At 45.6% G+C, this 17,300-nt stretch carries 22 protein-coding genes; 13 read left to right on the plus strand and 9 right to left on the minus strand.

Annotation, left to right across the window (positions count from 1 at the left end; genetic code table 11):
• The first annotated feature begins 15 nt into the window (after positions 1 to 15).
• Both pyrI and VEJY3_RS13780 read left to right on the plus strand, forming a co-directional pair.
• Positions 16 to 477, plus strand: coding sequence for an aspartate carbamoyltransferase regulatory subunit (gene pyrI, locus VEJY3_RS13775; protein ID WP_014233064.1), 462 nt, complete (start codon positions 16 to 18; stop codon positions 475 to 477).
• A 131-nt stretch (positions 478 to 608) separates the two neighbouring features.
• Positions 609 to 998, plus strand: a complete 390-nt coding sequence (locus tag VEJY3_RS13780; RefSeq protein ID WP_014233065.1) for a RidA family protein — start codon at positions 609 to 611, stop codon at positions 996 to 998.
• A 75-nt stretch (positions 999 to 1,073) separates the two neighbouring features.
• Here the strand turns inward: VEJY3_RS13780 and VEJY3_RS13785 are convergent, their stop codons facing one another.
• From VEJY3_RS13785 to mlaF, 8 genes are all read right to left on the minus strand, one after another.
• Complete coding sequence (locus VEJY3_RS13785; protein ID WP_014233066.1) at positions 1,074 to 1,799, minus strand: 1-acylglycerol-3-phosphate O-acyltransferase; 726 nt, start codon at positions 1,797 to 1,799, stop codon at positions 1,074 to 1,076.
• 129 nt (positions 1,800 to 1,928) lie between these two features.
• Positions 1,929 to 3,194: a UDP-N-acetylglucosamine 1-carboxyvinyltransferase gene (gene murA / locus VEJY3_RS13790; RefSeq protein ID WP_014233067.1), complete on the minus strand. Its 1,266-nt coding sequence runs from the start codon at positions 3,192 to 3,194 to the stop codon at positions 1,929 to 1,931.
• Between the two features lie 9 nt (positions 3,195 to 3,203).
• Positions 3,204 to 3,458, minus strand: a complete 255-nt coding sequence (gene ibaG / locus VEJY3_RS13795; RefSeq protein WP_014233068.1) for a BolA family iron metabolism protein IbaG — start codon at positions 3,456 to 3,458, stop codon at positions 3,204 to 3,206.
• A gap of 3 nt (positions 3,459 to 3,461) precedes the next feature.
• Positions 3,462 to 3,782, minus strand: coding sequence for a lipid asymmetry maintenance protein MlaB (locus tag VEJY3_RS13800; RefSeq protein ID WP_014233069.1), 321 nt, complete (start codon positions 3,780 to 3,782; stop codon positions 3,462 to 3,464).
• On the minus strand, positions 3,782 to 4,420 hold the full coding sequence (locus tag VEJY3_RS13805) for a phospholipid-binding protein MlaC (protein WP_014233070.1): 639 nt from the start codon (positions 4,418 to 4,420) through the stop codon (positions 3,782 to 3,784). The genes VEJY3_RS13800 and VEJY3_RS13805 overlap by 1 nt, the downstream gene beginning before the upstream one ends.
• A 2-nt stretch (positions 4,421 to 4,422) precedes the next feature.
• Complete coding sequence (gene mlaD / locus VEJY3_RS13810; RefSeq protein ID WP_014233071.1) at positions 4,423 to 4,911, minus strand: outer membrane lipid asymmetry maintenance protein MlaD; 489 nt, start codon at positions 4,909 to 4,911, stop codon at positions 4,423 to 4,425.
• A gap of 2 nt (positions 4,912 to 4,913) precedes the next feature.
• Complete coding sequence (gene mlaE / locus VEJY3_RS13815) at positions 4,914 to 5,705, minus strand: lipid asymmetry maintenance ABC transporter permease subunit MlaE (protein ID WP_014233072.1); 792 nt, start codon at positions 5,703 to 5,705, stop codon at positions 4,914 to 4,916.
• Positions 5,695 to 6,498 (minus strand): phospholipid ABC transporter ATP-binding protein MlaF, encoded by an 804-nt coding sequence (mlaF, locus tag VEJY3_RS13820; protein WP_014233073.1) that lies wholly within the window; start codon positions 6,496 to 6,498, stop codon positions 5,695 to 5,697. Before mlaF ends, mlaE begins: the two co-directional genes overlap by 11 nt.
• 457 nt (positions 6,499 to 6,955) lie before the next feature.
• Here mlaF and VEJY3_RS13825 point away from each other — a divergent pair, with 457 nt between their 5' ends.
• The 11 genes from VEJY3_RS13825 (at position 6,956) to mgtE (ending at position 15,814) form a co-directional block, all read left to right on the plus strand.
• Entirely contained in the window at positions 6,956 to 7,921 is a 966-nt protein-coding gene (locus tag VEJY3_RS13825; protein ID WP_014233074.1) for a calcium/sodium antiporter, read from the plus strand.
• Positions 7,922 to 7,959: 38 nt separating this feature from the next.
• Positions 7,960 to 8,931, plus strand: coding sequence for an arabinose-5-phosphate isomerase KdsD (gene kdsD, locus VEJY3_RS13830; protein ID WP_014233075.1), 972 nt, complete (start codon positions 7,960 to 7,962; stop codon positions 8,929 to 8,931).
• A gap of 77 nt (positions 8,932 to 9,008) precedes the next feature.
• Positions 9,009 to 9,572, plus strand: a complete 564-nt coding sequence (gene lptC, locus VEJY3_RS13835; RefSeq protein ID WP_014233076.1) for an LPS export ABC transporter periplasmic protein LptC — start codon at positions 9,009 to 9,011, stop codon at positions 9,570 to 9,572.
• The gene (gene lptA / locus VEJY3_RS13840) at positions 9,553 to 10,047 is read left to right on the plus strand and encodes a lipopolysaccharide transport periplasmic protein LptA (RefSeq protein WP_014233077.1); all 495 of its coding nucleotides are present in this window, start codon (positions 9,553 to 9,555) and stop codon (positions 10,045 to 10,047) included. Before lptC ends, lptA begins: the two co-directional genes overlap by 20 nt.
• A 1-nt stretch (position 10,048) precedes the next feature.
• Positions 10,049 to 10,774 carry an LPS export ABC transporter ATP-binding protein gene (gene lptB / locus VEJY3_RS13845; protein ID WP_014233078.1) on the plus strand — a complete coding sequence of 242 codons (726 nt, stop codon included), beginning with the start codon at positions 10,049 to 10,051 and terminating at the stop codon, positions 10,772 to 10,774.
• Positions 10,775 to 10,824: 50 nt separating this feature from the next.
• Positions 10,825 to 12,297: an RNA polymerase factor sigma-54 gene (locus tag VEJY3_RS13850; RefSeq protein ID WP_014233079.1), complete on the plus strand. Its 1,473-nt coding sequence runs from the start codon at positions 10,825 to 10,827 to the stop codon at positions 12,295 to 12,297.
• A gap of 23 nt (positions 12,298 to 12,320) precedes the next feature.
• Entirely contained in the window at positions 12,321 to 12,608 is a 288-nt protein-coding gene (gene hpf / locus VEJY3_RS13855; protein ID WP_014233080.1) for a ribosome hibernation promoting factor, read from the plus strand.
• A 2-nt stretch (positions 12,609 to 12,610) separates the two neighbouring features.
• Positions 12,611 to 13,057, plus strand: coding sequence for a PTS IIA-like nitrogen regulatory protein PtsN (gene ptsN / locus VEJY3_RS13860; RefSeq protein WP_014233081.1), 447 nt, complete (start codon positions 12,611 to 12,613; stop codon positions 13,055 to 13,057).
• Between the two features lie 15 nt (positions 13,058 to 13,072).
• Positions 13,073 to 13,936, plus strand: a complete 864-nt coding sequence (gene rapZ, locus VEJY3_RS13865) for an RNase adapter RapZ (protein ID WP_014233082.1) — start codon at positions 13,073 to 13,075, stop codon at positions 13,934 to 13,936.
• A 2-nt stretch (positions 13,937 to 13,938) separates the two neighbouring features.
• Entirely contained in the window at positions 13,939 to 14,214 is a 276-nt protein-coding gene (locus VEJY3_RS13870; RefSeq protein WP_014233083.1) for an HPr family phosphocarrier protein, read from the plus strand.
• 244 nt (positions 14,215 to 14,458) lie between these two features.
• Positions 14,459 to 15,814, plus strand: a complete 1,356-nt coding sequence (gene mgtE / locus VEJY3_RS13875) for a magnesium transporter (RefSeq protein ID WP_014233084.1) — start codon at positions 14,459 to 14,461, stop codon at positions 15,812 to 15,814.
• 78 nt (positions 15,815 to 15,892) lie between these two features.
• On the opposite strand, the gene pmbA is transcribed toward mgtE, so the two are convergent.
• The gene (gene pmbA, locus VEJY3_RS13880) at positions 15,893 to 17,236 is read right to left on the minus strand and encodes a metalloprotease PmbA (protein ID WP_014233085.1); all 1,344 of its coding nucleotides are present in this window, start codon (positions 17,234 to 17,236) and stop codon (positions 15,893 to 15,895) included.
• Positions 17,237 to 17,300: the final 64 nt, after the last annotated feature.

Consider the following 17,300-nt stretch of genomic DNA (forward strand, 5'->3'; position numbering starts at 1 on the left):
TCGAGGAGAAAAGACATGGCTAAAGAAACTCAATTGCAGGTAGAAGCAATCAAAAACGGTACCGTAATCGACCACATTCCAGCACAAATCGGCATCAAAGTACTGAAGTTGTTCGATATGCATAACTCGTCTCAGCGAGTGACCATCGGCCTTAATTTGCCGTCGTCAGCGCTAGGTCATAAAGACCTGCTGAAAATTGAAAATGTCTTCATCAACGAAGAGCAGGCGAGTAAGTTGGCACTGTATGCACCACACGCAACCGTGAACCAAATCGAAAACTACGAAGTAGTGAAAAAGCTGGCGCTAGAGCTTCCAGAAAGAATCAACGACGTATTTGAATGTCCAAATACAAACTGTATTTCTCACAACGAGCCAGTAGAGAGCAGCTTCAAGGTATTTGAGAAGAAAGAAGAGATTCGCCTGAAGTGTAAATACTGTGAAAAAGTGTTCTCAAGAGAGATCGTTACTGAGCGATAATTCAGTAAACATTTCAGACCTCTAATAAGTTCAAATGCCCTGTATTTACGGGGCATTTTGCTCTTTACCTACCATAGATTTAGAGGCACACTGACACTCTTTAATTCGCTAAAACAGATGGAACAAATAAAATGACAAAAGTACTTCACACGGAATCAGCACCAGCAGCAATCGGCCCTTACGTACAAGGCGTAGATCTTGGCAACATGGTTCTTACTTCTGGCCAAATCCCTGTTAACCCTGCTACAGGTGAAGTATCTGCGGATATCGCAGAGCAAGCGCGTCAGTCTCTAGATAACGTAAAAGCTGTTGTAGAAGCTTCTGGCCTTAAAGTGACGGATATCGTGAAAATGACGGTTTTCGTTAAAGACCTGAACGACTTCGGCACAGTTAACGAAGTGTACGGCAAATTCTTCGACGAGCATCAAGTAGCAAACTACCCTGCTCGCTCTTGCGTTGAAGTTGCTCGCCTGCCTAAAGATGTTGGTATCGAAATCGAAGCTATCGCGGTTCGCAAATAAGTAAACGCGTTAGTTCATTTGAATTAAAAATGGGTAGCCTGAGCTACCCATTTTTATATGCTTGTATTTGAAAGATTAAGCGGCGTTACGCTGTTTAACTTCTTCATCCAACTCTTGCAGCTTCTCTTTCATCTGCTCACGACAAGTGTTCGCTAACTCACGAATCCCTTCTTTGGTACAACCTTCTGTGCTGACTGGTGGCATCATTTCCACAATGACATGACCGTTATTCCAGCGGTTCAGCTTGAGCTTATCGGTTGAACTACAAACTATAGGGATAATTGGTACGCCCGCACCAATTGCTGCGTGAAATGCACCGGTCTTAAATGGCAGTAAACCACGACCACGAGAACGCGTACCTTCTGGGAACATCCAAACCGACACATCGCTCTCTTTCATGCTCTTAACCACTTGATCAATCGTGCCTTTCGCTTTTGAACGGTTAGCACGATCAATCAGAATGTTACCGGTCAACCAGTAAAGCTGGCCAAACAGTGGCATCCACGCCAGGCTCTTTTTACCCACCGTTACCACTTTTGGTGTTACCGCCGCAGAAACCGTAAACATGTCCCAGTTGTTTTGGTGGTTTGCAATGTAAATGTGCTGACCACGCGAGTAAGCGTCTTCGGGAAGACGTAGTTCAAGTTTAACCCCAAAAACACGCGACATCTTGGCAAACAGACGGCCAAAGGTGAATACGTGTTTAGGGTTTCGTGGACTTAACAGGCAGTAACCACAACCACCAATAAACATCACAATAGCGAAAATTGCGATAGCAAACACACGTAACAGTGCAATCATTCTTATTCTCCAGAAACCGACTTCTAACAGATACAGCTATTAATTTCTCTTACTATGAAAAAGAGAGTGATATAAAAAAGCCGAAACCTGAGTTTCGGCTCTTCATATCCAAATCATCTGCTGTGCAGTTTAACTTGTCACGCTCACGCGCTCAATATTTGCGCCAAGTGCAGCCAGTTTATTTTCAATTTTGTCGTAACCACGGTCGATGTGGTAGATACGATCGACGATGGTTTCGCCTTTCGCAATACAACCTGCAATAACCAGACTTGCAGAAGCACGTAAATCTGTTGCCATTACTTGTGCTGCGCTCAAAGATTCAACGTCACCACAGATAACCGTGTTGCCTTCGATCTCAGCTTTAGCGCCCATGCGCATCAGTTCAGGAACGTGCATAAAACGGTTTTCAAAAATGGTTTCCGTGATTACGCCGCCGCCTTTCGCCATCATGTTCAATAGCGTGAATTGCGCTTGCATGTCTGTTGGGAAACCCGGGTGTGGAGCAGTACGGACAGTCACGGCTTTTAGCTCACGATCGGTCATATCAACAGAAATCCAGTCTTCACCGGTTTCTACCAAAGCACCTGCTTCTTCAAGTTTCGAGAGTACCGCTTCAAGCAAATGTGCGTTGGTATTGCGACATACAACTTTACCGCCAGATACCGCTGCAGCAACTAGGAATGTTCCCGTTTCAATACGGTCAGCAACCACACTGTGCTTACAACCGCCAAGACGCTCAACACCTTCAATCGTGATGGTATCTGTACCAGCACCAGTGATTTTTGCACCCAGTTTGTTTAGGAACTCCGCCGTGTCCACAATCTCAGGCTCACGAGCAGCGTTGTCTAGTGTGGTTTTGCCTTCAGCAAGTGTCGCAGCACACATAATAGTAATAGTGGCGCCTACGCTCACTTTATCCATCACGATATGCGCGCCCTTCAGGCGACCATCGACTTCTGCTTTTACGTAACCATCTTCTAAAGTGATGGTTGCGCCTAATTGTTCTAGACCAGTAATGTGTAGATCAACCGGACGAGCACCGATCGCACAACCACCAGGTAAAGAAACCTGACCTTGGCCAAAACGCGCAACTAGAGGGCCTAAAGCCCAGATTGAAGCACGCATGGTTTTCACCAAGTCGTAAGGGGCACAGTATTCATTGATGCTGCTTGGATCGACGTGAACCGAACCGTTACGGTCTACTTTAGCGCCTAAACGCTTAAGTAATTCCATGGTTGTATCAATATCACGAAGGTGTGGTACGTTAGCCACTTCTACTGGCTCTTCAGCCAAAATAGACGCAAATAAAATCGGCAGTGCTGCGTTTTTTGCACCTGAAATGGTCACTTCACCGACTAACGGTTTGTCTGACCCAATAACTCGAAACTTTTCCATCAATAAACCTTAAAGCGACATCAGTTTCTTATCACGAGCCCACTCTTCTGGTGTGAACGCTTTAATTGATAATGCATGAATGTCATTACGCTGGATGTAATCCATCAGAGGACCATAAATTAATTGTTGCTTCTTGACGCGGCTCATTCCCTCAAAGCAAGCATCAACAGCAACCACTTCATAGTGGCTACCTTCACCTTTCACATGCACTTCTTGAAGGTTTAGTGCTTCTTCTAATAACTGTTGTACTTTTGCGCTGTCCACAATTTACCCCTGATAATTCTGTATGTGTTTGTCCACTAACGATTCAACGTTACTTAGTTGAAACAGAGTGCGCAGTTGCGCGGGCACGAAACTGAGCATTATATGACAGTTTTGCTTTTTTGCATGCTCTATTAAGTGAATTAGCATCACCATTCCCGCAGAGTCGACTCGCACCACATCTTCTAGCGAACACTCAATCTCCGCTTGAGAAGGCTTCCATTGCAGAGCATGAGCCCACAATGAAGGCACTGAATCTCTGTCCAGCGCTCCAGAGAGCTTCAGGTTATTCGTGGTAAAGTTCCACTGAGCGTGAGACTGCGCCATTACTTTTTCGCCTCAAAACGAATCGGTTCCGCTGCCAATTTCTCAAGATCCTTCGCTACTGCCAAAATACCATCCTGGCGAATTTTCGAGTTCCACTCCGACTGCTTGCTTGATAACAGGCTAATGCCTTCCGCAATCATATCGAACGCTTCCCATTCACTGGTTTTGTTATCTTTACGCAGTTTAAATTCTAGCTTGATGTTAGGACGCGGAGCATCAATGATATCGACTTTAACACTCGTAATTCGATCAGATGGATCAAGTTTTGGCTCCGGGCCAAACTCAATTTTCTGATCGCTGTACTGAGTCAGCACTTGCGCGTAAGACGCTATCAGGTAGCCATGAAACGCATCAATAAACTCGAGCACATCTTCACGTTTAGTCCCTTTGAGATTTGGGCCTAACAATTTTAATGCGGCGTAACGGTAGTTGACGTAAGGCATCAACTCTTCTTCCACAACCACTTTAAGATGGTTGGGATCTTGTTTAATTTTTGTCTGCTCCGCTTTTAAGCGGTCAAACGTAACTTCTGACACTTGCTTCATCATTTGATAAGGCTGTGTTTTATCAACTTCTGCCGCATTCAAATTAAAAGCTGCGAAAACCGCGACAACTGAAAGTAGTAATCTCTTCAACATAGTTATTCCTTACTTGAATCGTCTGAGCCACCCACGCTGTAAAGCACCTGACCAATTAAGTCTTCAAGTACTAAAGCAGATTTCGTGTCTTCGATGGTATCGCCGTCAACCAACATCACTTCGTCATCAAAAACGAAGCCAGGTACTAAGCCAATGTATTGCTCACCGATCAGTCCCGATGTCAGAATCTGAACACTCGATGTTTCAGGGAACTGATTGTATTGGCTATTGATCGATAAACTGACTTCTGGCAACAGGTTGTCTGGGTTGAGAGTAATATCACTCACTCGACCAATTACAACGCCACCTACCTTGACTGGTGAGCGGACTTTCAAACTACCAATATTATCAAACTCGGCTTTGAGGGTGTAAGTATCACCAGAGCCCATACTTTTTACGTCAGCAACTTGAAAAATCATCACAAGAATCGCGCAAATTCCCGCTAATACAAAGCTGCCAACCCATAATTCTGTTTTACGTGTTTGTTGCATGATTAATTCCCAAACATCAATGCTGTCAGTACAAAGTCTAACCCCAGTACTGCTAAAGAAGAATGCACAACAGTGCGTGTAGTTGCTCGGCTGATCCCTTCCGAAGTCGGAATCGCATCGTAGCCATTAAACAGAGCGATCCAAGTAACAGTAATCGCAAACGCAAAGCATTTGATCATACTGTTGCCAATGTCCTGCCCCAGTTCGACAGAAGATTGCATCGCCGCCCAAAAACTGCCGTGGTCTACCCCTTTCCAGTCAACGCCGACAAGCTGAGCTCCCCAGATACCGACCGCCATGAAGATCATTGCTAGCAAAGGCATCGAGATAGCGCCAGCCCAAAAGCGTGGTGCAATCACTCGCTTCAACGGATCCACCGCCATCATTTCCAAGCTGGAAAGCTGTTCCGTCGCTTTCATCAAACCGATTTCTGCGGTTAAAGCAGAACCAGCACGTCCGGCAAACAGCAGTGCAGTGACAACAGGGCCGAGTTCACGCAGCAAAGAAAGCGCAACCATTTGGCCAAGGCTGCCTTCTGCGCCGTAATCCACCAGTACAACATAACCTTGCAAACTCAATACCATACCGATAAACAAGCCCGATACGACAATAATCGCCAGAGACTGAACACCTACGGAGTAAAGCTGTTTGATGAGTAAAGGAAAGCCCTTCGTCGGTTGAGGCTTTGATAACAACGCACCCAACAACATTAACGTTGCACGGCCAAAAGCTTCACAGATGGATAATGTGCGTCGACCTAATGAGGCGACAAATTGAATAAAGCTATCGACCATCAAATAAATCCTTTTCGATACTTTGAGAAGGGTAGCTAAACGGCACAGGGCCATCTGCATCGCCCTGTAAGAACTGCTGCACACGCGGATCAGGATTCTTTCTTAGATCATCTGGTGTACCAAAAGCGATGATCTTACCGTTGGCAAGTAAGTAAACCCAATCGGCAATACTCATGACCTCTGGCACATCGTGAGAAACGACGATAGAGGTCAAACCCAAAGCTTGGTTCAGGTTGCTGATCAGTTCGACCAACACGCCCATAGTGATAGGGTCTTGTCCAACAAATGGCTCGTCATACATGATCAAATCAGGATCGAGTGCTATCGCTCTGGCCAGTGCTGCGCGACGTGCCATACCACCAGAGAGTTCACTTGGCATTAACTGAGCCGCGCCGCGTAAACCAACCGCTTCGAGCTTGAGCAGTACCATTGTACGAATCAACTCTTCTGAAAGATTGGTGTGTTCACGGAGAGGAAAAGCCACATTATCAAATACATTCAAATCTGTGAACAAAGCGCCAGACTGGAACAACATGCTCATCTTTTTACGAGCATGATAAAGTTTTTTGCGTGACAGGGTTGGAATGTTATCGCCATCAAACCAGATCTCGCCTTGTTCGGGATACAACTGACCGCCGATCAAGCGTAACAGCGTGGTCTTACCGATTCCCGATGGCCCCATAATTGCGGTCACTTTACCTTCAGGAACGTGCAGATCGATACCATCAAAGATCGTGCGATTTCCGCGTGAAAAAGTGAGATTGTTAACGGTGACTAAATCGTTGTTCGACATATCATCCCTTCTACTATCGGAGCGTTGGAACTCGCTGTATCATCAAGCCAACTCACGTCCGAATGTTTTTAATTTGTAACCATCGTGCTCCAACAACGTTAAGGTGTATGGTTGACAACCTTCGTACACAAGAGCGGTGGTTAGAAAGCGAAAAACGGCTTCGGTTCATTTATTAGGCTGCAATCATAAGCACATTAGCTGCGAATTAAAAGCACTGTTCGATTAAATAAAGTCGGTCAAATTCAATCAATTCTTGATGAACGATGACAGAGTCATGGCTTAATATTTAAATCTTAATGCAGAATCATTGCTTTAACAGTAGTGATTAGATGAGAGAAAATTAAACACAATTTCGTTACTAACCTTTAATTTATTCGTTGTTTATCTTCCATTTTCCGCTGCAAAAGGTCAAAATTAGCGGTTACTCATCACTCTCATTTAATAGTTAGGAATTATCATGCTCGAAGCCGTAGCGTTGCTTATCGTCGGTCTTGTTTTACTTGTCTGGAGTGCAGATAAACTTGTTTTTGGTTCTGCAGCCATAGCCCGCAACGTTGGCATTTCACCTCTTGTGATTGGTATGACAATCCTGGCTATGGGCTCCTCAGCCCCTGAAATGATGGTTTCTGCTACCGCTGCCCTGGATGGAAAGACCGACACCGCAGTTGGTAACGTTCTGGGTTCTAATATTGCGAATATTGCATTGATTCTGGGGATCACGGCGCTGATTAAGCCTCTTTCGATCAGTTCAGGAGTAATTCGTCGTGAACTGCCTTTGATGATAGCAGTCACATTACTTGCCGGTGTAATTCTTTGGAATAACCACCTCGGCTTTTACGAAGGTGCCCTTCTGTTTGTATTGTTCGGTGCATTTTTATTTGTGATGTTGCAGATCAGCCGCAAAGAGCAAAAATCGGGGGACGCATTCCTCGATGATCAGGAATCGGAAATCCCTGAAGGTGTAAGCAACTCAAAAGCCGCAATCTGGGTAGTTCTTGGTTTAGTATTACTGCCTGTGTCAGCGAACATTTTGGTGGATAACGCGGTTATCATTGCTAAGCATTTTGGTATGAGCGATCTCGTGATCGGCTTAACCATCATAGCTATTGGTACCAGTCTGCCAGAGCTTGCCGCTTCTCTTGCTGGGGTACTCAAAGGTGAAGACGACATGGCAGTGGGTAATATCATTGGCTCGAACGTATTCAATATTCTCGCGGTAATGGGCATCCCTGGCATCATCAATCCATCCATGTTAAGTGAGTACGCAATGGGTCGTGACTTCTGGGTCATGCTGGGCGTTTCGCTACTGCTGGTTGCAATGTGTTTGGGAAGATCTCGCAGCATTAACCGTGTGGAAGGTGCCGTTCTTTTTGTTTGCTTCATTGGCTACCAAGTTTACCTGTTCGCGAACATGACCGCTTAACCACCTTATCTTTTCGTAGACATAAATTGGAGCTCGATATGTCCCGTCAATTTGATTTTCGCGCTGCTGCAAAGCAAGTTCTTGATATTGAAGTTGCCGCTCTGCAAGAGCTGGATAAATACTTTGATGACCAATTTGAACAAGCTTGCGAAATGATACTTTCCAATAGCGGAAAAGTGGTCATCATGGGCATGGGCAAATCAGGCCACATTGGAAATAAAATTGCGGCGACGCTTGCAAGTACAGGGACTTCGGCGTTTTTTGTTCATCCGGGTGAAGCTTCGCATGGTGACTTAGGTATGATCAGCGCCGGAGACATTGTGATTGCCATTTCAAACTCTGGCGAATCCCATGAGATCCTGTCGCTGTTCCCGGTATTGAAACGCTTGAACATCAAGATCATCAGCATGACGGGCAAGCCAGAATCGAACATGGCGCAACTGTCAGATTTGCACTTACAGATCACGGTACCACAAGAAGCCTGCCCTCTTGGTTTAGCACCAACCAGCAGTACAACAGCAACGTTAGTCATGGGCGATGCCTTGGCGGTTGCGCTGCTTCAGGCTCGTGGATTCTCTGCTGAAGACTTTGCGCTTTCGCACCCTGGTGGCGCTTTAGGAAGAAAACTGCTGCTTAAGTTGTCTGATATTATGCATTTTGGAAATGCTCTGCCGAAAGTCTCTCCTGATTCGCTGATTCGCGATGCACTTCTGGAGATTTCTGAAAAAGGACTGGGTATGACCGCCATTGTCGATGAGCACGATGCTATGCTTGGTATATTCACTGATGGCGACTTACGCAGAACTTTAGATAAGCGTATTGATATTCATACGACCGCCATTGGCGAGGTGATGACACAAAGCCCAACAACTGCGCATCCGGACATGCTTGCAGTTGAAGGTCTCAACCTAATGCAGAGCAAAAATATCAATGCGCTGATTTTATGTAATAACGGTAAAGTGGTCGGTGCACTTAATATGCATGATTTACTAAAAGCGGGTGTGATGTAAACTCATCTCAACCACTTATTACACAGATTAAGGCAATTGTCAGGGACGTACTGAGCTAGAAGATAGGCCTCTAATTTATGAGTTTTACTCGCCTTATTTATTTGCTCTTGATTTTCGTTATTGCATGGTGTGCTTATTATATAGTGACACCAAAAAGCACAGATACGATTCAAGTCGCACCAGATTCGGAACTGCCCATGTTCAGTGGTACTGGACTGGAAAATATCACCTATGGTGAAAATGGTGTTCGCAGTTACATCATTCGCTCCTCCAACTTAGATTATTATGCTAAGAGTGGAGAAACTATATTTAACAACCCGACATTAATGGTTTACCGTGAAGGTAGTGTCGTTGAGTGGAAGGTGACAGCTACAAGAGCTGTGTTAGATGAAAACCAAACGCTGACCTTATATGACAAAGTATTAATGCAGAACCTATTAGAAGGGGCAAGCTTTGATACCATGGCAACGGATAAGCTGGTGATTAACCTAACCAATCGTGATTTTAAAGCTGACCAACAAGTGATGTTGGTTGGACCACAATTTGAAACTACAGGAGGCGCAATGCAAGGAAACTTGAAACAGCATACTGCGACTCTGACAGATAACGTTCAAGGTCGATATGAAACCGTTACACCTTAGCCTACTAGCACTGGTTTTGGCGGCGCCTCATGCGCTGGCACTTAAGTCGGATACTCAACAGCCGGTTTACATAAACTCTGACACCCAACAGGTGGACATGAAGAGTAACCAGGTAATTTTCAGTGGTGATGTATCTCTTAAGCAAGGTAGCATCAATATCGATGCTGATAAGATCGTTGTCACTCGCGATCCTAAAACAGAAACAATTAATCAAATTCAGGCATTTGGCCAGCCAGCGACGTTCTCACAATTGATGGACGACGGTAAAACATTGAGTGGTCAGGCGACCGAGTTGGATTACCGTATATCGACTGACGAATTAACCATGAAAGGTCACGCTCAGCTAGCCCAAGACGGTAACACCATAAAAGGCTCAACCATCCGTTACCAAATCGGTCAACAAAAACTGGTGGCAGACAGCTCTGAAAACGAGCGTGTCACGACTATTTTGCAACCTAATCAGCTAGAGAAATAATATGGCGGTACTGAGTGCGAAAAACCTGGCGAAAAGCTACAAAAAACGCAAGGTGGTTACCGATGTCAGCTTAGAAGTGGAATCAGGTCAGATTGTTGGTCTACTGGGTCCTAACGGTGCAGGTAAAACGACATCCTTCTACATGATTGTCGGATTAGTGCCTCGTGATGAAGGTGTCATCACCATCGATAACCAAGACATCAGCATCTTGCCAATGCACAGTCGTTCGCGTCTTGGTATTGGCTACCTTCCTCAGGAAGCATCTATTTTTCGTAAGCTGTCAGTTGAAGACAACATTATGGCCGTTCTGGAAACTCGTCAGGAAATGACCAGAGAAGAACGCCAGGATAAACTGGAAGATTTGTTAGAAGAATTCCACATACAGCACATCCGAGCCAGCGCAGGCATGGCACTATCGGGTGGTGAACGTCGTAGGGTTGAAATTGCACGAGCTTTAGCGGCAAATCCTCAGTTTATTTTATTGGACGAACCTTTTGCTGGTGTTGACCCAATTTCAGTTGGTGACATCAAAAAAATTATTGAACACCTGCGCGACAGAGGCCTCGGTGTGCTTATCACCGACCATAACGTACGCGAAACACTAGACGTATGTGAAAAAGCCTATATCGTAAGTCAAGGACACCTAATTGCATCGGGAACTCCGGATGAAGTTCTCAACAATGAACAGGTGAAACAAGTTTATCTCGGTGAACAATTCCGTCTATGATTATATTAGGAACGGTAAGATTCTGAGCATTACAAGGTAAGTAACACTGAATGAAACCTTCATTACAATTAAAGCTAGGTCAGCAGTTAGCCATGACACCTCAGCTGCAACAAGCGATCCGTTTATTGCAGTTGTCGACCCTCGACCTTCAACAAGAAATTCAGGAAGCATTGGATTCAAACCCATTATTGGAAGTTGAAGATGGCCAAGATGAGCCTCTAGCTAACGGTGAAGATAAATCAGAGCTGGATGCATCTGAAAATAGCACCAGCGCTAACGAACCTACAGAAATTGACGTTCCTGACAGTTCCGATGTAATTGAGAAATCTGAAATCAGTTCAGAACTTGAAATCGACACCACTTGGGATGATGTTTACAGTGCAAACACTGGCAGTACAGGGCTCGCTCTGGATGACGATATGCCGGTGTATCAAGGTGAAACGACTGAGTCACTGTACGACTACCTGATGTGGCAGTTGGATTTAACCCCGTTTAGTGAAACCGACCGCACCATCGCAATGGCGATCATTGATGCCGTTGACGAATACGGCTACTTAACCCTCTCTCCAGAAGAGATTCATGAAAGCTTCGATAACGAAGATATTGAACTTGATGAAGTAGAAGCGGTACGTAAACGCATTCAACAGTTCGATCCTCTTGGCGTGGCATCGCGAAATCTACAAGAGTGTCTGCTACTTCAATTAGCGACCTTCCCTGAAGGTACGCCGTGGCTTGAAGAAGCCAGAATGATTCTGACCGATCACATCGATCATCTTGGTAATCGTGATTACAAACTGGTTATCAAAGAAACCAAACTAAAAGAAGCGGATCTGCGCGAAGTTCTCAAGCTCATTCAGCAACTGGACCCTCGCCCGGGAAGCCGCATCACTCCAGATGACACCGAATACGTTATTCCTGACGTGTCCGTATTTAAAGATAATGGGAAATGGATGGTCTCCATTAACCCAGATAGCATTCCAAAACTAAAAGTAAATCAACAGTACGCCCAGCTCGGAAAAGGCAATAGTGCAGATAGCCAGTACATTCGTAGCAATTTGCAAGAGGCAAAGTGGTTAATTAAGAGCTTAGAGAGTAGAAACGAGACGCTACTCAAAGTTGCAAGATGTATTGTTGAACATCAGCAAGATTTCTTCGAGTATGGTGAAGAAGCCATGAAGCCGATGGTATTAAATGATGTAGCCTTGGCGGTCGATATGCATGAGTCCACGATTTCTCGTGTTACAACACAAAAATTCATGCATACGCCACGTGGTATTTTTGAATTGAAGTACTTCTTCTCCAGCCATGTTAGTACAGATAATGGTGGAGAATGTTCGTCAACGGCAATTCGTGCACTCATTAAGAAACTGGTCGCGGCAGAGAATACTGCAAAACCACTTAGTGACAGTAAGATTGCCGCTCTTCTGGCTGACCAAGGGATTCAGGTCGCGAGACGTACGATAGCAAAATATCGAGAATCCTTGGGTATCGCCCCTTCAAGTCAGCGTAAACGCCTACTTTAGGCACTAACTGAAAAGGAAAGTCTATGCAAATCAATATTCAAGGCCATCACGTTGATCTTACCGATTCAATGCAAGACTATGTTCAAACTAAGTTTCAGAAGCTCGAAAGATTCTTCGACCATATAAATCAGGTCCACGTTGTACTAAAAGTTGAAAAATTAACTCAAATCGCGGAAGCTACGCTCCACGTAAATCAAGGTGAAATCCACGCGTCAGCTGATGACGAGAATATGTATGCCGCGATTGATTCGCTGGTAGATAAACTGGTTCGCCAACTTAACAAGCACAAAGAAAAACTACACAGTCATTAATCATGCAACTGAGCGAAATACTGTCATTGGACTGCACGAAAAGTGCAGTCCACTGTACAAGTAAAAAACGAGCCCTTGAAATGATCAGCCGCATCGTCGCCGATCATACGGGTCAAGATTCTACCGAACTGTTCGAGTGCATGCTCAACAGAGAGAAAATGGGCAGTACTGGTATCGGAAACGGTATTGCAATCCCGCACGCAAGAATGCAATCAAGCGATAAAGCCGTTGCTGTGCTTCTCCAATGTGATGAAGCGATTGAATTTGATGCGATCGATAATCGTCCTGTCGATTTACTTTTTGCACTCCTTGTACCAGAAGAACAGTGCAAAGAGCATCTCAAGACTCTATCCTCTATGGCAGAGCGTCTGAGCGACAAGCAAGTACTCAAGTTGTTGCGCAATGCTCAAAGTGATCAAGAACTTTACGACATCATGATTCACCAATAAGCAGGACAATTAACCATGCGACTAATCGTTGTAAGCGGGCATTCCGGTGCGGGCAAGAGTATTGCGCTGCGTGTACTGGAAGACTTAGGTTACTACTGCGTTGATAACTTGCCAGTCAACTTGCTTGACGCATTTGTTCAGTCCGTTGCCGATAGCAAACAGAACGTTGCGGTGAGTATCGATATTCGCAACATTCCTAAAAAGCTCAAAGAATTCACAGGGACACTGGAAAAGCTCAAACAAGAGTTAGACGTGACCATGCTATTCTTAGATGCCGATAAGGAAACGCTGCTTAAACGCTACAGTGAAACCCGTCGTATCCATCCCCTGTCACTTGGCAATGAATCGCTCTCGCTTGATCAAGCTATCGAACGCGAAAAAGAGATTTTGAGGCCACTTAAAACTCATGCGGATTTGGTACTTAACAGTAGTGGACAGTCGTTGCATGAGTTGAGTGAAACGGTTCGAATGCGAGTTGTGGCGCGTGAAAGTAAAGGGCTGGTGATGGTATTTGAATCTTTTGGGTTCAAATATGGCCTGCCTTCCGATGCCGATTATGTCTTTGATGTGCGATTTTTACCTAACCCACACTGGGAACCGGGACTACGCCCATATACGGGTTTAGATGCCCCGATCGCCGCGTTTTTAGAACAGCATCAATCTGTCCTCGATCTAAAGCATCAAATTGAAAGCTTTATTGAGAATTGGCTCCCGCTGTTAGAAAAGAATAATCGCAGCTACCTCACTGTTGCCATAGGTTGTACTGGTGGTAAACACCGCTCGGTGTACCTGACACAACAAATCGGTGAGTACTTCGCGAAGAAGGGACACAAAGTTCAGATTCGTCATACCTCACTAGAAAAAAATGCTAAGGAGTAACGGTGGAATTAAGTCGCAAAGTATTGATCCAAAACCGTCTCGGCCTTCACGCGCGTGCCGCAGTAAAGTTAGTGGAACTGGCACAAAGTTTTGAAGCCGTCATCACCATTGATAACGAAGAAGACATCACCGCGACAGCTGATAGTGTGATGGGACTTCTTATGCTTGAGTCGGCTCAAGGTCAATACGTCACGATTCATGCCGCTGGCGACCAAGCAGAACAAGCACTGGATGCGGTGTGTCTGCTCATTGAAGATAAGTTTGAAGAAGGTGAGTAACACTCTCACCTTTTATCTAATGTAATCAATAACTTCAAACCAAATCTTTCCAACTCCATTATCCTGAAGTAAGCAAACAACTTTGTGTTTGTCTTCAGTTTCAGTCATATCTCCTTCCGTTCTTTTACTGAGTTGCTTTCTTTTAGCAAATAATTTTGTTTAGTTTCACAAGTTGTTATTAAAAGGCGCCTAGAATTAAGTTATTATTCAACGCATTGTAAACATCAGGAATTGGGAGGAACGAATGGCAGAGCAAATAGAATTCGACCAAGCTCACCAAGCCCTCCAAGAAGTCACAGAAGCGTTGGAAAACGGACGCTTCGTCCATGTTCGCCGTCAACTCCAGGACATGGAACCTGAGGATATCGCTCACCTTTTAGAAGCGGCGCCACGTAAAAGCCGTGACGTGCTTTGGCAACTGACCGACCCTGAAGACTACGGTGAGATTCTTGACGAACTCAACGAAGACGTCAAAGACAACCTTGTATCCAAAATGGCCCCTGAAGCGCTTGCTGAAGCAACAGAAGGCATGGATACCGATGACGTTGCTTACGTACTGCGTAGTTTGCCAGATGACCTCTCACGCGAAGTCCTATCCCAAATGGACTCAGCAGATCGTCTTCGCGTAGAAACGGCCCTTTCCTACCCCGAAGATACCGCTGGTGGTCTAATGAACACCGACGTTATCACTATTCGTGGTGACGTCGACGTCGATGTAGTTTTACGCTATCTACGCATGAAAGGCGAACTGCCAGAAGCAACAGATGCACTGTATGTCATTGATGAAGAGAGCAAACTGATTGGTGAACTGCCAATCACAATGCTTATCACAACCCAGCCTGACGTCAAAATTATCGATATCATGGAAGACGCGGACGAAGCGATCACTGTAGATACCAGTGATTCTGATGTCGCGAGCCTGTTTGAACGTCGTAATTGGGTGTCGGCTCCAGTCGTGGATGAAAACCAACATCTCGTTGGCCGTATTACAATCGATGACGTGGTTGACGTTATTCGTGAAGACGCTGAACACTCGATGATGAGTATGGCGGGTATGGACGATGATGAAGATACCTTTGCACCTGTCGTTAAATCTGCGCGCAAACGCAGTATTTGGTTGGGTGCCAATGTTCTCGCCGCACTAGCGGCGGCCTCGGTTTCTAACATGTTTGAAGCGACTCTGGACCAAATGGCGGCGATTGCGGTCTTGATGACCATCGTGCCATCTATGGGTGGGGTTGCTGGTAACCAGACAGTAGCACTTGTCATTCGTGGCCTTGCCCTTGGTCATATCGGTGACGCAAACAAGCGAGAGCTGTTGATGAAAGAAGCGGCCATCGGTTTGCTTAACGGCATCATGTGGGCGCTGATCATCGGTGGTATTGTCGTAGCCTGGAAAGGCAACTGGATGCTAGGTGGCATTATCTCTGCAGCCATGCTGACCAATTTACTCGTTGCTGGTATCGCCGGGGTGAGCATTCCAATTCTGCTTAAAAAGATGAACATTGATCCGGCTCTGGCTGGTGGTATGGCGCTGACAACCGTCACGGATGTCATTGGCCTGTCGGTGTTCCTCGGGCTCGCAACCATCATGATCTAAAGTTGCCACTAACGAATAACAAAAAAGCCTGATGTTAAGTTAACATCAGGCTTTTTGGTATTTGAATCAGGCTTCAGCTTACTCGCCAGCAACCTTCATGGTATCCAGCAAGATAGAGCCAGTCTGAATCTGAGAACGTGTTTCCACATCACTGCCAACGGCAACAATCTTGTTGAACATATCTTTTAAATTACCTGCAATGGTAATTTCAGACACTGGGTACTGAATTACACCGTTTTCGACCCAGAAACCAGCCGCACCACGAGAGTAGTCGCCCGTGACGACATTCACGCCTTGCCCCATAACTTCAGTAACAAGAAGGCCAGTACCAAGCTCTTTCAGCATTTGCTCAAAGTTCTGTCCCGTCGATTTCACGTACCAGTTATGAATACCACCAGCATGGCCAGTTGGGTCCATTTTCATTTTACGCGCTGCATAACTGGTCAATAGATACGTAGCCAGTACACCATCGGTGATAATTTCACGATCTTGTGTGTAGACACCTTCACTATCAAACGGGCTAGATGCCAATCCGCGCAATACGTGCGGACGCTCTGAAACATTGAACCACTCTGGCAGAATTTGCTTACCAAGATGATCGAGAAGGAAGGACGATTGACGGTAGAGGTTGCCGCCACTTATTGCCATAACCAAATGCCCAATCAAGCCTGTCGCAACATCTGCAGCAAACATAATTGGGTATTGTCCCGTTTTGAGTCTCTGTGCATCCAGACGGTTAACGGTGTTTTCAGCGGCTTTACGTCCTACCGTTTCAGGTGTCCAAAGGTCATCACGATGACGAGCAACCGTGTAGCTGTAGTCACGCTCCATTTCACCGTTCTTACCTACGCCAATCACACAGCAACTGGTGCTATGACGACTCGAAGCGTAGCTTGCCAGCAGGCCGTGACTGTTGCCGTAGACTTTCACACCATAGTGGCTATCGTAGCTCGCGCCGTCACTTTGTTTGATTGTGCTGTCGTAGCTAAGCGCTTCTTTTTCTGCCGCGATCGCCACTTCTGCAGCGTAATCCGGATCTGGAGAGTCTGGGTGGAACAGGTCCAAATCTGGAATCGAGTCAACCATGTACTCTTTTGCTGCTGGCCCTGCGAACGGGTCTTCGGATGTGTAATGAGCAATATCCAGCGCCGCGATAACCGTTTGTTCAATCGCAGCCTCACTCAGATCGGACGTAGACGCACTGCCCTTACGCTGACCTCGGTAAACGGTAATGCCAAGTGCACCATCGCTGTTGAATTCGACATTTTCTACGTCCCCCATTCGGGTAGAAACACTTAAACCAGTGCTTTTAGTAATTGCGACTTCTGCGGCATCAGACTTAGTCGATGCAAGCTTTAACGCTCTTGCGACGGCCTGTTCTAGCTCGGTACGTTGCTCAGCAACCTGCTGTTTAATATCCATTGTCTTTCACATCTTGTATTTGATGTTCAATAGAATAACAAGAATTTCGCTTTCTCCCCACGAT

The organism is Vibrio sp. EJY3, assembly GCF_000241385.1.
GTDB classification, from domain to species: domain Bacteria; phylum Pseudomonadota; class Gammaproteobacteria; order Enterobacterales; family Vibrionaceae; genus Vibrio; species Vibrio natriegens.